The sequence below is a fragment of the Roseburia hominis genome (assembly GCA_040702975.1).
GTDB lineage: Bacteria > Bacillota > Clostridia > Lachnospirales > Lachnospiraceae > Allocoprococcus > Allocoprococcus hominis_A.
Genome location: CP159990.1, coordinates 2,785,158 through 2,799,874 on the forward strand (window position 1 = coordinate 2,785,158; position 14,717 = coordinate 2,799,874).

Here is a 14,717-nt window from a genome sequence, read left to right on the forward strand (position 1 = left end):
ATTACTATAACATCTCGATAAATGCTGCCAATCTTGTTTCAATCTGTCCACTATCAGTAGTAGAATAATCTGTTTCCAGCTTCATGTAGGGAATTCCTTCCTCATCACACATTTTCTGCATCCGATTTGCTTCAACGTTAAATGTGTGGCATGCCTGAAGTACCATTTCAACAACACCGTCTACTTTGTATTTCTTACACATTTCTCTGGTATTTTCAATACGTCCTTCATTTGTTGTCATAACGGAGCAGTGAATCTCAAGATAACGATCGGAGATTGCTCTTAAAATATCGTCTGCATTCTCATCAACTAGCATTTTCTGTGTTCTCTCACCGCCGCAGTCGTCAAGACATACAATTACACCGCCGTTCTTTTCGATGGTCGCTCCAACTTTCTGGATAACGCCTGTGGATGGACATCCCGTAAGGAGGATTCTCTTTGCTTTCGGGGAAACCGGCTGTTCACCATTTGCCAATGCTTTCTTCGCAGCATCGACCTTTGCCTTGTAACTTGCGTGCTGTGCCTCTACACCAAAGTTGAACACTCCCTGTGCAAGTGTTGCCATAACTTCCGTTGCTTTCATCGCCGGCGGAACAGACCCCTGTAAAGTGTATAATTCCATCTGAGTTTTTCTGAGTGCATTTCTCTTTCTTGCAGCTTCTCTTAACTTCTCATCCGTAATTTCAATGCCATATTTTTCTTCCAATTTCTCTTTTAAAAGTTTGATCTCCTGATACCAGATTTCCTTCGCATAAGATCTCTGCTGGCTCTGCGGAAGGTGAAGTACATAAGTTTCTTTAATATCGTTGAGTAATTCAAACATCTTTTTCTTTCCGTCACAAGTTGTCTCTCCAACGATAAAATCACAGAAATATGTATATGGACATTTTTCTGTATATGCGAAACCATAGCTTGATTTGATCAATGGACACAGGTTCTTCGGAAGAACTTTTTCTGCGTCAGCGATTGGTTCATTACTTGTTCCACAAAGCCCGACTACTGCAACTCCTGCCGCATCAAAAAGCTCTAATGGAGTGTAGGAACAGAACATTCCAACCAGATGTCCGCCATTTTCAACATACTCTTTTACATGCATGAAACTTGCTTTTCTTGCATCTACAAATTCGTCAAATGACTTTGGTAATTCTAATGTGCTCATTTTCATTTTATCCTTTCTTTTTCGGGGCAAATTTGTTACTCACTGCTTACAGAAATGAGAGTCATCTCGCATCTCATAGCTCTTTTCTATCAGAATACATCTTTTACACAAAACTGTCCAATTGATAAAGAAAATGGAAATAGCCTATATATTGATGTTGTCAATATGTCAGACTGTAGACAAAACTTTGCGTTCTGAAATAAAGGACATTTAAAAAGAAGACCACCCTGTACAGATTCAAGGCTTTGAAAAAGCCTGAACTTTACAGGACGGTCTCTATTTTTAATGTAAGGAGTCAAAAATCGGTATTAACCGACTGCCCCTTTATCCAACTCATTTTCTTATGTACCTAAAATACTCCAACATCTTATCTCTATATCTTGGAATACCCAAAACTATTCACAATCGCTTCCAGGCGCTTTCCTTCCTTGCACATCGGGCAATCCCCCGGCGGGTATGCACGATAATTCGGAAGATCGGCACTGGTAAAGATCGTCTTGACCTCGATTCCGTGAATCTTGTTGATTGAGCTGAAAATCGAGCAGATTCCGCATACAGATCCTCCATAATACAGTATGGACTCAATCGCCTGTTTTACAGATTTTCCGGTAGTGATAGAAGCTGCCAGGATCAGAACCTGCATGTTTTTTATCATTCTCTGTTTATTGTCTCTGAAAAGAATCTGGCCGCTCTGGTGATATTCCGGCGTTACAAGCGAAATGTTGTTGCCTTTGCTCAGAGAATACTGGTTGACATCTGCAAGCTGCTCTGCCATAAAGGTTCCGATGGTATCTGTCTCCTCCAGACACACGATCGTGTCTATCATCGTATTGTTAACATACTCTCCTGCAAGCACTTTTGCCGTCTCACGACAGTTATTATGACGAACTTTTACGGTCGACATATCAATATACGTATTGATGTGGGAATGGCTGGTGGCAAAATGCCCCTGCATAATCTTAATTCGAGCTTTGGGGTTCTTCGTTGATCGAAGATCTACTAATCTGGCGTCCATGGTTGTCCTCCCTTAATCCGTGATTTTGGTACTTTTTACTGTTTTTAGTATAGCATGGTATGATTTCTTATGCAATATTTATATGTTTGGTGAGCGAACGGATTTTCCATTTCACCGGCAGCTTTGCTACCTTCCGGTACCATATTTTTCGATAAATTCCCGCAGCCCCATAACATAATTTCCCCGAATACCGGTCATGGAATCCGCATGGTAAAGCGAACTGACAATCGCCTCCTCCACTGCTTCCACCGCCGCCTCAAAGACCATATCTATCTTTTCATCGTAAAACATTTTCAAGTCTATAATGTCTCTATCACTGTAATGCATCAGCTTGTTTGCCGTGCTAAATGCAATCGCAATATCTCCGCTGCCATTTCCGCTGTACGATCCTGTCCTTCCAAGAGCGATCATGGACCGCCTTGCCACACGTTTTAACTGACGCTCACTGAGCGGAAGATCCGTTGCAATGATCATAATGATCGACCCTTTGTCTTTGGCGTCCGCCCCGCATTTTCCGCCGTCAATACTCTGTGTTTTCTCCTTGCTGCATTCCTGGCGATACCTTCTCGTATCATAATGCGTTCCGCCGATGACAAGATTCCCTGCCGCACCGAAATTGGACATGACAAGAGCCCCAACCGTGTAACTTGTTCCATCTGCCTGGATTACTTTGGACGCGGAGCCGATTCCGCCTTTCAGGCCGAGACACACCATTCCGGTACCTCCGCCTACACTTCCCTCCTCAAACTCTGCCTCTGCTCTTGCAAGAGCTTCTCTTACATGTTCTTCCTTTATATGCATGCCCCGGATATCATTCAAATGACCGTCGTTGCACTCTGTGATCACACAATTTACCGTACCGGTAGTCACCCCAATTTCCTCGTTCTGTTCCAGCATATACCTGGTAAGTGCCTCGCACGCAGTCCCAGCACTCAAAGTATTCGTCAGAATGATCGGTGTCTCAATCGTGCCCAGCTCTTCGACCTGGATAAGCCCCATACTCTTTCCAAAGCCGTTGATCACCGACACCCCCGCCATGACCTTCTCCCGGAACAGATTTCCCTCATGAGGCAGTACAGCCGTGACCCCAGTATGGATATCCCCCTCATTGATCGTTACATTTCCCACACGGACCCCAGGAACATCTGTGATCAGATTCCGCCTGCCGCTTGAGTATTTTGCATATAGTTGAAATTGATTTCCTTCTGGTAACCCCATTGTCTAAACCTCCTCAAACTTTAAAAGACCTATAACCGAGATGAACATACACCGGCCGTTCACTTAGGCATGCCTGGCAATCAAAACAAGGTCCACTGGACCTTATTTCAGGTATACATGGCAACGCAAAAAAAGAGAAGACACTTCATCATAAAGTATATGATTCGATGCCTCCTCTTCTTCTATTCTATACGGCTGCTATCCGCCGCATTCCTACCGCTTAGTTGTTGATCAGCTTATCCTCATCACTCCAGCTGTAAAGTTTTCTGACTTCTGCACCTGTTACCTCTGCCGGATGCTCTGCTGCTTTCTTTCTCATTGCCTTGAAGTGTACCTGGCGTCCTGCCGGGGACATATCCAATAAGAATTCTTTTGCGAAAGTACCATCCTGGATATCGGAAAGGATCTTCTTCATTGCTTTCTTGGTATCTTCGGTAATAATCTTCGGTCCGGTAATGTAATCGCCGTATTCTGCCGTATTGGAGATAGAGTATCTCATGCCTGCGAAACCGCTCTGGTAAATCAGATCTACGATCAGTTTCATCTCATGGATACATTCAAAGTAAGCATTTCTCGGATCATATCCAGCTTCTACAAGTGTCTCGAAACCTGCCTGCATAAGTGCACATACGCCACCGCAAAGTACAGCCTGCTCACCAAAGAGGTCTGTCTCAGTCTCTGTTCTGAATGTTGTCTCCAGAACGCCGGCTCTTGCTCCGCCGATTCCCAGCGCGTACGCAAGCGCTTTATCAAGAGCTTTTCCGGTTGCATCCTGCTCAACTGCTACCAGACACGGTACGCCTTTTCCTACCTGGTACTCGCTTCTTACAGTATGTCCCGGTCCTTTCGGTGCGATCATGGTTACGTCTACATCCTTCGGAGGAGTGATGCAGCCAAAATGAATATTGAACCCGTGCGCGAACATCAGCATATTGCCTGCTTCCAGATTCGGCTCGATATCCTTCTTGTACATATCAGCCTGCAGCTCATCATTAATAAGGATCATGATGATATCTGCCTGTTTTGCAGCCTCCGCTGCCGTAAATACCTGAAATCCCTGCTCTTCCGCTCTCTTCCAGGACTTACTTCCCTCATAAAGACCGATGATTACGTCACAACCAGACTCTTTTAAGTTCAGAGCATGTGCATGTCCCTGACTTCCGTAGCCAATAATAGCGATTTTCTGTCCTTCCAATACAGACAGATTACAGTCTTCCTGATAATAAATCTTTGCCATTGTAATGACCTCCTGTACTTTTCTTTTCTATTAGAGTTAAAGGCTCATGGCCCCTAGCTTCCCGAATATTCTTTCTGCCGTACAAATGCTATCACAACAGAATCTTTGAATCACCTTGTAGAATCCTATCGTAATTCTACAAATATACAACATCTGCACTTCCTCTTGTCAGACCTGTGATTCCGGTTCTCGCAAGCTCCAGAATCTCATATCCTTCCAGAAGTTCCAGAAATGCATCTAATTTGGACTGCGCTCCGGTAAGCTCGATGGTAAGGCAATCCTTCTCCACATCGACGATCTTAGCTCTGAAAATATCCGCAACAGACACAATATCTGCACGCTGCGATGCATTGGCACGAACCTTGATCATGATCAGCTCACGACATACGGCATTGGTATCGTTGAGCAGCTTAATATCAATGACATCTTCCATCTTTCGTACCTGTTTTTCAATCTGGGAGAGGATCAACTCATCTCCGCTCGCCACGATCGTAATTCTGGTAAAACGCGGGTCCGCCGTCGTTCCGGCCGTGATACTCTCAATGTTATATCCACGGCGGCTGAAAAGCCCTGCCATTCGGCTCAAAAGACCCGGATTATTATGTACTAAGATTGAATACGCTTGTTTTCTCATACCATTCCCCTTTTCTTTCAAAAACAGAGTGCGTTCTGTTTTTTTATTGTAACAACTTCATATTTCTTTGTCAAGTAGCTTTATAGAATTTTACAGATTATTCTCACGATATCTCTGAAATTCTAAAGCTATTTTAGCATACTTCCGGTTTTGCTTCCACCGCAATCATAAAAAAGAACCACTGAAAGAAAGCTCAGCAGTTCCTTTTATCAATCCTTACATTGCAAATTCATTTACCCGGAGCACTTCGCAGACTTCGGAGCGGGCCTATTCTTCTGCCAGAATCGCCGCCCCGATCGCTCCGGCATATCTGGCAAGCGGTACACTTGTGACCGTAGACTTCAGCGCTTTAGATAATCTCTCCAGAATATACTGGTCCTCGCAAAGGCCTCCCGTAAGAAAATATTTTTCCCCCGGAACCTGCGAGATCAACTGCACGACCTTCGTCACTACGGATTCAATGACTCCATACGCGATATCTTCCCGCGGAGTTCCTTTTCCGATCAGGCTGATCACTTCCGATTCGGCAAATACCGTACACATGGAACTGATCGTGATTGGACTCCCTTGCCTTGCAAGCGTGGATAACTCGTCCTGGGTAAGTCCGAGCCGATTTGTCATAACCTCCAAAAACTTTCCGGTCCCGGCAGAACATTTATCATTCATGATAAACTTCATAACTCTGCCGTTTTTCAGGGAAATGCCTTTGGTATCCTGCCCTCCAATATCAATGACCGTTCCGTTATCTTTAAACAAATAATTTGCACCTTTTCCGTGGCAGGTAATCTCCGTCACCGTATCATCGGCGTAAGGAACCGAGATTCTTCCATACCCTGTAGCCACATATCTGGCATTTTCTTTGTTGATTCCTTCCGCTTCAAACGCCTGGTAAATCTCTTCCGCCGTCTTTTTGCTGCTGAAACCTGTATTCAGCAAAATTGTCTTAACTACTTCCCCATTTTCCATTGCCACCGCCTTCGCAGCGCTGGAGCCAATGTCAATTCCTACCTGGTACATCTTTTCCTCCCAATTGTTACCTCTGTACTTTGTAATACGACAGATTCCTGTCAAAATGAACCCGTCACAAAACAATTCATATATTCAGTTTATTCTCCATTTATCAATCCGTCAAATCATTATATTCTATGAATCATGCCGGCTTATAGAAGGCATCTATCTATATAATGTGCATGCTGAAAAGCCGGCAGATGTGATCTGCCGGCTCCCATACGCTCTTCTTATCCATCTTATTTCTATCTTCTCTTAATCAGCACAACACTCTCATACGGTTTCAACTGCATCGTACCATCTGCCGCTTCTCTGCCATAGTTGGAAATCAGCACCTGGCTTCCCTCCACGAATTCTTCCGGCTCCTCATACTTTGTCTCTTTGTCCGTAAAGTTACAGATCACCAGAAGCTTTTCGCTGTCCAGACTTCGGGTATATACATATAACTCCTCACTGTCCGGAAGCAATAACTCATAACTTCCATATACAATGATCGGATACTCTTTTCTCAATGCAATCAGTTTCTTATAGTAATGGAATACCGAATCTTCCCTTTCCATCTGCTCCTTCGCATTGATCTTCGTATAATTCGGATTCACATTAATCCACGGCGTTCCTGTCGTGAAACCTGCCTGCTTGCTGTCGTCCCACTGCATCGGAGTCCTTGCATTATCACGTCCTTTGTAGCTGATGTAATCGAACATCCTTTCCGGACTTAAGATTCCTTTTTCCGTAAGCTCCTTGTAAGCATTAATGCTCTCAATATCGCGGAACTCGTCCAAAGAGGTAAACGGATAGTTCGTCATGCCAAGCTCTTCGCCCTGAAACACATAGGGGGTACCCTGCATCATATGCAGACAGGTCGCAAGCATCTTTGCCGAAACCTCACGATACTGGCTGCTGTCGTTCCCCAAACGGGATACGATACGCGGCTGATCATGATTGTCCCAGAACAGGCTGTTCCAGGCCTTTCCCTCCAGCTCGGTCTGCCATTTGGAAAGCACCTCTTTTAGCCCTGTCAGCCGAATCTTTTTGCGATTCCACTTAAAGCTCTCTCCTCCGTCCAGATCCATATGCTCGAACTGGAACACCATGCTCAGCTCTTTCCCGGAAGCAGAAGCATATTTCTTCGCCTCCTCTATGGTCACGCCGGAACACTCGCCTACCGTAATCAGATCATACTTAGACAAGACTTCCTTGTTCATTTCCTGCAAATACTCATGCACTCTGGGGCCATTCACAGAATAAGGTCCAAAACTGCCGTACCCATTCTTATCCACCGGTCCGTCCGGAAGTCCCGGCACCTTGGAGATCATACTGATCACATCCATACGGAAACCATCGATTCCTTTCTCACACCACCAGTTCATCATATCAAACACAGCTTTTCGCACCTTAGGATTATCCCAGTTCAGATCCGGCTGCTTCGGCGAGAACAGATGCAGGTAATACATTCCGGTCTCTTCGTCATATTTCCATGCAGGACCGCTAAAACAGGATCCCCAGTTATTCGGCTCTTTCCCGTCCTTCCCCTCTCTCCAGAAATAGAAATCACGATACGGATTCTCTCTGGACTTGCGGCTCTCCACAAACCATCTATGTTCATCAGAAGTATGATTAACGACCAGATCCATCATGATCCGTATCCCCATATCATGCGCTGCCTGAAGCATCCGGTCAAAATCCTCCATAGTTCCGAATTCTTCCATGATCGCCTGATAGTCACTGATATCATAGCCATTGTCATCGTTGGGCGACTGATAAACCGGAGATAACCAGATCACATTAATCCCCAGTTCTTTCAGATACGGGAGCTTTGATGTAATTCCATTCAAATCACCGATTCCATCTCCGTTACTGTCACAAAAACTTCTCGGATAAATCTGATATACAACGCTTTCTTTCCACCATGTTTTTTCCATTGCCTGTTCACCTCTGCTCAAATCTTTTATCTGCTCTGATTATAGAGCACCCCCTGCCAAAGAGCAAATGGTTTTGCACAAAACGTCCGCTTGCACAAAAACAGGCACCCTTTTTATGCATTTTTACCTGACGCTTCCTCTGCCCCGCTGTCCTTTAGGCGCAGGATTCCTTCCTCTGCCACAGAATCGCGGATCACGAGATGCACCGGCAGCTTTTCCGCCATGGAGACCGGTCCGGTTCCCTGAATAAACGCCAGGAGCTTCTCAACAGCCGCCTGCGCCTTTGCAGGAGCATCCTGGTGGATCGTGGTGAGCCGCGGCCTCGCCAGAACTGCATATTCATTGTTGTCGTATCCCGCCACAGAGATTTCGTCAGGCACACGGATTCCCATATCATGCAGATAACTCAGCGCTTCCATCGCATAATAATCCGAAGCAAAAAATAAAACATCATGTGAAAATGCCAGCTGTGCCAGATTCTTTTTATAGAATTCCGCTCTCTTCTTCTGCTCCTGCGGAATCATCACATGTGCATCTTCCCCCAGGAACACTCCCGTATCCATACAGGCCCTCTTAAGCCCCTTCCACCGGAAATGATCGACCCCGACATCGTTATCCGCCAAGAAACAGATCTTCTCATGCCCCGCATCCAAAAGATACGTTCCCATAAGATAGCCTCCGCCAAAATCATCAAGCCCCACATTCGCCACCGGCTGGCCACTCTCATAGTACGTGTCCACCGATACCACCGGCATCTTCCCATTGGCCTGAATCTTCTGATTCTCAGCGGCTCCCATGCCAAGCGTAATCAGCCCTTCCACTCTCCAGATAGCCGCAAACTGCATATTCTCCTCGGGTGAATCCGAGACATGGAGCATCATATAATAATTTCTGCGATACAGTTCTTCCTCCAGCGCGCGGATCAGAATATTATAAAACGCCTGCTGCGCCACGCTTCCGGTGCCGCTCCCGATCAATACTCCGATGATTCTTGAACCGCTGCCGGCAAGAAGCCGGGGTGCCATATTCGCCACATACCCCGATTCCTCCAGCAGCTTCCGTACCTTCCGCACCGTTTCAGCCGACACCTTCCCTGTATTTCCATGTATGACGTTGGAAACAGTTGTCGGACTAACCCCTGCCTTCGCTGCCAGATCCTTCACCCTGATAGCCGCATCCGGCGTCCTTTGATATTTTACGGGATCCTGTTTCAAAATACACCCCTCCTCCTGCATGTTCCAAACTACATTTATAGCCTCTCCATAGCTTTCTTAACAAAAGCATCTCATCGACCAGTTTCACTGATTTTCCATTTAGCAGCTATCCACTTATTTAGCTTTCAGAACATAGATCCGTGACTCAAAATCTGTACTGGTCATCTCATCTGCCGGAAATTGTCCCGCCGTATCGTCAGACGTAATCAGTCCCAAATTCATAAGTTCATCTCCGTAATGCTCCGTGCCGCTAAGCTCATTTACATAACAAAGCTCCGCCGACAACCCCTTTAGCTTCAAGCGGCTGTATGACGCATTCACTTCATTAAGCACTCTGTAATAGCCCACCAATGCCGTACGCCTGTCCTCGCTTACCACCATCCAGGCCGTCACGTTCTTTTCAAAAGGACTAGACAGTCTGTAAAACGTTCCAAACTGCAGAAGCTCCCGATACTGCTTCATGAACGCGACCTGTTCCTTGACCTCTTCCCTCTCCTCGCGGGTCAGACGGTTCAGATCCAGCTCATATCCAAACGTTCCGAAATACGCCACATTTGCCCTGGTGTGAAGCGGTGTATTTCTGAGAAGCTGATGGTTCGGCGTCACCGAAACATGGCTTCCCATACTGCTGATCGGATAGCAAAGAGACGTACCATACTGAATCTTCAAACGTTCTACCGCATCCGTATCATCGCTGGTCCATGCCTGCGGTGCATAATACAGCATTCCCGGATCAAAACGTGCCCCTCCGCTCGCGCAGGATTCAAACAAGATCTCCGGGAATTCGCTCGTCAATCTCTCATAGAGATCGTACACCCCCAGAATATATCGGTGAAATACCTCCCCCTGCTGGTCAGCCGGAAGCACGCCGGAGTAGCATTCTGTAATGCTCCGATTCATATCCCACTTAATATAAGAAATCCTGGACACGCGCAAAATCTTCGCCATCATCTCATAAATATAGTCCACTACCTCTTTTCGTGAGAAATCCAATACATACTGATATCTGCCGTGACTGTCTCTTCTTCCCGGTGTGTGGAGGATATAATCCGGATGCTCTCTGTAAAGTCTGGAATTCTTATTTGCCATCTCCGGTTCGAACCACAGGCCGAATTTCAGCCCCAGGGCTTCGATCTGCTCTGAAATAGCCTGAATTCCTCCCGGAAGCAGCTCTTCATTCGCCACCCAGTCTCCCAATCCGGCCGTATCATCACGCCTATCACCGAACCATCCATCGTCCAGAACAAAAAGCTCCACTCCGCATTCCTTTGCTGTTTTCGCAATTTCGACCAGCTTATTGGCGTCAAAATCAAAATACGTCGCTTCCCAATTATTGATCAGAATCGGTCTGGCTTTATCTCTCCAGTATCCCCGGGCCAGCCGTTTCTGATACAACCGGTGAAAAGTCTGGCTCATATCATTCAGCCCTGCATTCGTATAGACCATCACTGCCTCAGGAGTCTGAAACTTAGCCCCTGCCTCCAGCTTCCAGTCAAACCCAAAGGGACTGATTCCCATCAGCATCCGGAGGGTATCATGCGTATCCACCTCTGCCTGTGCGAGGAAATTACCACTGTATACCAAACTGAAGCCTATCGCCTCCCCGGTATGCTCCGTCGTATGAGGCCGTTTTAATACCACGAACGGATTCTGTTCATGAGAGGAATGTCCCCGCTTACTGTCCACCGCCTGAAGCCCATACTCCAATTTCCTGGTACAGATATGTCTCTCTCTTGCCCAGGCTCCGCTAAGCTGTATCCATTCATATTCAAAATCCGGAAGATCCATGCAAAGACTCATGACACGGGTCAGATGCACCGACTCCTCCCCTTCATTGCAAACCTTCACACTTCTTGCCAGCGCTGCTCTTCCATCAAAAATAGTATAGAAAAGTTCCAGTGCCACTTTCGTCAGCGGGTCTTTTACAAAAATCGTAAGCGTAAGAGCCTCATCCTCCGATTCCGTATAGGTAGCCGGAAGCCCTGCAAGTTTCGGCTTTCCTTTACGGATCTCATATCCCTGGTACTGAAAATCCGAGATTCTGCTTCCGTTCTTCTGCAGCACCTCGATGGCCGGCTCCCGGTAATCCGAGGTTCCATATACCGGATATTCCTGCTTAATATGTTCCAGAGAGAACCGCTTGGAACCCTCGTACACACACGAAGCCATACAGCGGGCTGCATCTTCCATCAGATAGGAGAAATCCTCCTTGTCCCGAATATGCTCTCCAAAATATAACTGCCCCATATTCCCATTCTTCAAAACAGTCATAATGTAACTAATCTTGTCATTAAACAGATGAAATGTTCTTGTACTCTCATGAAAAAGAATCTGTACCATCTTCGCTTCCTCCATCATTTTTCGTATTTTGACGTTTCTTCCTGCGCCGAGATGAACGTCCACAATATTATATACATATTTTCCGGATATCTTCCAGTAAATATGTTTAAAAAAGCAGTCAAAATGTTAACTCTTTTTTTCGTCCTCCTCAGCCTCTTCTACATCATACATCTTCCTAATCAGTTCCCTTCGATAATTCTTACGAAACTTAAGAGGCGGAACTCCCATTCTCGATTTATAGGCTTTGGAGAATACCAGCGCATCCCGGTAACCGCAGGAATATGCCACGCTTTCAATGGAAAGATCCGTCAGCGTCAGCAGTTCCCTGGCCCGGGATACCCGGTAGTTTGTGAGATATTCCTGTGGAGACATGCCAAGTGTCTCCCGGAACAGCAGATACAGATAACTTCTGTTTATATTGACATAATCCGCAATCTGTGATACCTTGATCGGATTATAATAGTTATTTTGAATAAATTCCACCGCCGCACCCACATATTTATTCTCATCCATCCTCTCCTGCGAAGTCTCCAGTTCAATATCCTCTGCGATTATATGGAAAAATTCGTACAGAAGGCTCTCTCTGCGGAATTGATTCGCCATCGTACAGGGCCTGCACTCCAGCATCTCATTCACGATCTGCGTAAACTCCTCTCTCTTATCCGACCGAAATACCGGCATCTCAGTTCCAAGGCCGATCTTAGACAAATACTGGGCCGCTGCCTCTCCCGCAAATCCAATCCACAGATAGGACCATGGTGTCTCCTTATCAGCCTGGTAAAATGTTACCTTTTCCGGCACGATCAGAAACCCCTCTCCCGGGTTCAGCTCATATCTCTGCTCCCCGGTCTTAAAGATTCCTTTCCCTTCCAAAATATAGTGTATGATATAGTTCGGCCTTACTGCCGGTCCAAAACTATGCAAAGGTTTGCAGTTTTCAAATCCACAAAAGCAGAAATATAACTCATGTGATGTCATTTCCGATAGCTGAACCGCAAGAATCTCTTCCACCTGCGCCACCTCCTGTCCTTCTTTTCTCACACTATAAACGGAATAAAAACGAATGTCAACAGATTCGATGAACTTAGGTATTTGTCGGAAAACGTCGGTAATCTCCGGCAAATACCAACGTATTTCGTCGCAGTGTTGCGCTTTTCATTTAAATATGATATGCTGATTTTCATATAAAAGAGAATCTTGCCAGGCAGGATTCTCTGCCTGTGGCAGGCGCTTTAGCGCCATTATTTTCTCCGCTGCAGTGCATTTTCACTCTGTTCCAGAAGGAGGCACTATTATGGACGGAATTATTTTTGATGTAGATGGCACTTTGTGGGACGCGACCGACACGATCGCCAAGGCATGGAATCAGACCATCGCCGAGAATTCCACGCTTAAGATGCAGGTGAGTGGCAGCGACCTAAGAGCCGTTTTCGGCAAGACTATGGACGAGATCACAGAGATTTTTTTCCCGTCACTTCCCTACGAAGAGCGCACCCGGCTTGGATACCTCTGCTTCGACTCTGAGAACCAGCTCCTGGAAAAAGAACCAGCGCCCTTATACCCCGGCGTAGAAGAGACTTTTCAAAAGCTTTCGAAAAAAACGGATTTATTCATCGTAAGCAACTGTCAAAAAGGCTATATCGAAATCCTGCTTCAGACGACCGGTCTTAGCCGCTATGTAAAAGACCATCTCTGTTTTGGCGATACCCAGGTTCCCAAACATGAGACCATTCGTCTCCTCATGAAGAAAAATCAACTAAATGATGTAATCTACGTCGGTGATACCCAGGGAGACTTTCATGCGTGCAAGCTGGCAGGCGTTCCTTTTATTTTCGCTGAATATGGTTTCGGAGCGGTACCAGATGCTCCCAGGAAAATTACCGATATCACGCAACTTATAGACTTGATTTAGCTGAATACAGGTTCTTCTTGGCATCCGGCACTAAACATTCACTTAAATACACAGGATAACATGTGATAGTATTCCATATGGTAGCAAGTGCGCGTTCCTATCCTTTACATTCTACGCATGATAACATGTCATAGCATTCCATCGGGCCTTCACTTAGGTATACCGCGCGCCAAGATGAACGTCCACTGGAGTTCACTCGGGTATGCTTGGCAACCAAAATAAGGTCCACTGAATCTAATTTCAGGTATGCATGGCAAACAAAAGTCCGGATTTCCCGTCTTGCTATCTGCAATGACAAAAATCCGGACTCAAGTTTCACTCTTAACTTTTCACGTAACTCTCACTGTCTTACTATTTTTATAAAGCAGCCAAAAGTATCAGTACAACATTTCACAAATAACTATACCAAATTGCTTGCCTGCTTTCCTTTCTGATTATTCAGAAAACCGTACCTTAATATAAGCCTTGATCTCTTCCACACATTTTTCAAAGCCCAGCTTACCGCTGTTCAGGCACAAATCGTAATTTCGCGCATCCGTCCATTCCCGCCCTGTATAGTGCTTATAAAAATCTGCACGATACCGGTCTGTCTTTGCGATAAACTTCTCCATCTCAGCAGTCGTCATGCTGTTTCTCTCCATCGCCCGGGCAAGATTGAACTCAGCCGAAGCATGAACAAACACACTGACAACATTCTGATAATCCTTCAAGACAAAGTCCGCCGCACGTCCTATGATAACACAACTCTCCGTTTCCGCAAGATGTTTGATGATCTTCGCCTGATAATTGAACAGATTCTTCGCCGATACAAAATCCTTACTCTCCGGCGGAATCAGATCTCCTGTATACACATCCGTGGTCATTCTGAGCAGGGGGCTGTTTCTGAGCTTCTCGTCGACCTGTCTGAAAAGCTGCTCACTGATTCCACTCTCCTCCGACGCCATTTTAAGAAGATTGCTGCCGTAACACGGGATTCCAAGATCCTTCGCCAGCATCTCACCTACTGTCTTACCGCCGCTCCCATACTGTCTTGCAACTGTAATCACAATATTTTTCAT

General features: G+C 45.9%; 12 protein-coding genes. 1 reads left to right on the top strand and 11 read right to left on the bottom strand.

What is annotated here, in order from left to right:
- Window positions 1–4: 4 nt before the first annotated feature.
- The 10 genes from ABXS75_12885 to ABXS75_12930 all read right to left on the bottom strand — a co-directional run bounded on the left by ABXS75_12885 (window position 5) and on the right by ABXS75_12930 (window position 12,758).
- On the bottom strand, window positions 5–1,159 hold the full coding sequence (locus ABXS75_12885) for a double-cubane-cluster-containing anaerobic reductase (GenBank protein XCP83963.1): 1,155 nt from the start codon (window positions 1,157–1,159) through the stop codon (window positions 5–7).
- Window positions 1,160–1,532: 373 nt separating this feature from the next.
- Complete coding sequence (locus ABXS75_12890; GenBank protein ID XCP83964.1) at window positions 1,533–2,174, bottom strand: orotate phosphoribosyltransferase; 642 nt, start codon at window positions 2,172–2,174, stop codon at window positions 1,533–1,535.
- A 126-nt stretch (window positions 2,175–2,300) separates the two neighbouring features.
- Window positions 2,301–3,392 (bottom strand): P1 family peptidase, encoded by a 1,092-nt coding sequence (locus ABXS75_12895; protein XCP83965.1) that lies wholly within the window; start codon window positions 3,390–3,392, stop codon window positions 2,301–2,303.
- A gap of 220 nt (window positions 3,393–3,612) precedes the next feature.
- Window positions 3,613–4,629 (bottom strand): ketol-acid reductoisomerase, encoded by a 1,017-nt coding sequence (gene ilvC, locus ABXS75_12900; protein ID XCP83966.1) that lies wholly within the window; start codon window positions 4,627–4,629, stop codon window positions 3,613–3,615.
- Window positions 4,630–4,765: 136 nt separating this feature from the next.
- Window positions 4,766–5,263 (bottom strand): acetolactate synthase small subunit, encoded by a 498-nt coding sequence (gene ilvN, locus ABXS75_12905; GenBank protein XCP83967.1) that lies wholly within the window; start codon window positions 5,261–5,263, stop codon window positions 4,766–4,768.
- Window positions 5,264–5,530: 267 nt separating this feature from the next.
- Window positions 5,531–6,280 (bottom strand): acyl-CoA dehydratase activase, encoded by a 750-nt coding sequence (locus tag ABXS75_12910; GenBank protein XCP83968.1) that lies wholly within the window; start codon window positions 6,278–6,280, stop codon window positions 5,531–5,533.
- Window positions 6,281–6,516: 236 nt separating this feature from the next.
- Window positions 6,517–8,193, bottom strand: coding sequence for an alpha-glucosidase (locus ABXS75_12915; protein ID XCP83969.1), 1,677 nt, complete (start codon window positions 8,191–8,193; stop codon window positions 6,517–6,519).
- 113 nt (window positions 8,194–8,306) lie between these two features.
- On the bottom strand, window positions 8,307–9,407 hold the full coding sequence (locus tag ABXS75_12920; protein ID XCP83970.1) for a LacI family DNA-binding transcriptional regulator: 1,101 nt from the start codon (window positions 9,405–9,407) through the stop codon (window positions 8,307–8,309).
- 114 nt (window positions 9,408–9,521) lie between these two features.
- On the bottom strand, window positions 9,522–11,747 hold the full coding sequence (locus tag ABXS75_12925) for an alpha-galactosidase (protein ID XCP83971.1): 2,226 nt from the start codon (window positions 11,745–11,747) through the stop codon (window positions 9,522–9,524).
- Window positions 11,748–11,873: 126 nt separating this feature from the next.
- Window positions 11,874–12,758: an AraC family transcriptional regulator gene (locus ABXS75_12930; GenBank protein ID XCP83972.1), complete on the bottom strand. Its 885-nt coding sequence runs from the start codon at window positions 12,756–12,758 to the stop codon at window positions 11,874–11,876.
- A gap of 283 nt (window positions 12,759–13,041) precedes the next feature.
- Between ABXS75_12930 and ABXS75_12935 the strand changes: the two genes are divergently transcribed.
- Window positions 13,042–13,659, top strand: coding sequence for an HAD family hydrolase (locus ABXS75_12935; protein ID XCP83973.1), 618 nt, complete (start codon window positions 13,042–13,044; stop codon window positions 13,657–13,659).
- A gap of 434 nt (window positions 13,660–14,093) precedes the next feature.
- On the opposite strand, the gene ABXS75_12940 is transcribed toward ABXS75_12935, so the two are convergent.
- Window positions 14,094–14,717: a cytidylate kinase-like family protein gene (locus ABXS75_12940; protein ID XCP83974.1), complete on the bottom strand. Its 624-nt coding sequence runs from the start codon at window positions 14,715–14,717 to the stop codon at window positions 14,094–14,096.

What these genes read in the sequence shown, in the direction of transcription:
- ABXS75_12885 (XCP83963.1), bottom strand. Translation starts at nt 1,159, where the DNA reads ATGAGCACATTAGAATTACCAAAGTCATTTGACGAATTTGTAGATGCA.
- ABXS75_12890 (XCP83964.1), bottom strand. Translation starts at nt 2,174, where the DNA reads ATGGACGCCAGATTAGTAGATCTTCGATCAACGAAGAACCCCAAAGCT.
- ABXS75_12895 (XCP83965.1), bottom strand. Translation starts at nt 3,392, where the DNA reads ATGGGGTTACCAGAAGGAAATCAATTTCAACTATATGCAAAATACTCA.
- ilvC (XCP83966.1), bottom strand. Translation starts at nt 4,629, where the DNA reads ATGGCAAAGATTTATTATCAGGAAGACTGTAATCTGTCTGTATTGGAA.
- ilvN (XCP83967.1), bottom strand. Translation starts at nt 5,263, where the DNA reads ATGAGAAAACAAGCGTATTCAATCTTAGTACATAATAATCCGGGTCTT.
- ABXS75_12910 (XCP83968.1), bottom strand. Translation starts at nt 6,280, where the DNA reads ATGTACCAGGTAGGAATTGACATTGGCTCCAGCGCTGCGAAGGCGGTG.
- ABXS75_12915 (XCP83969.1), bottom strand. Translation starts at nt 8,193, where the DNA reads ATGGAAAAAACATGGTGGAAAGAAAGCGTTGTATATCAGATTTATCCG.
- ABXS75_12925 (XCP83971.1), bottom strand. Translation starts at nt 11,747, where the DNA reads ATGGTACAGATTCTTTTTCATGAGAGTACAAGAACATTTCATCTGTTT.
- ABXS75_12935 (XCP83973.1), top strand. Translation starts at nt 13,042, where the DNA reads ATGGACGGAATTATTTTTGATGTAGATGGCACTTTGTGGGACGCGACC.
- ABXS75_12940 (XCP83974.1), bottom strand. Translation starts at nt 14,717, where the DNA reads ATGAAAAATATTGTGATTACAGTTGCAAGACAGTATGGGAGCGGCGGT.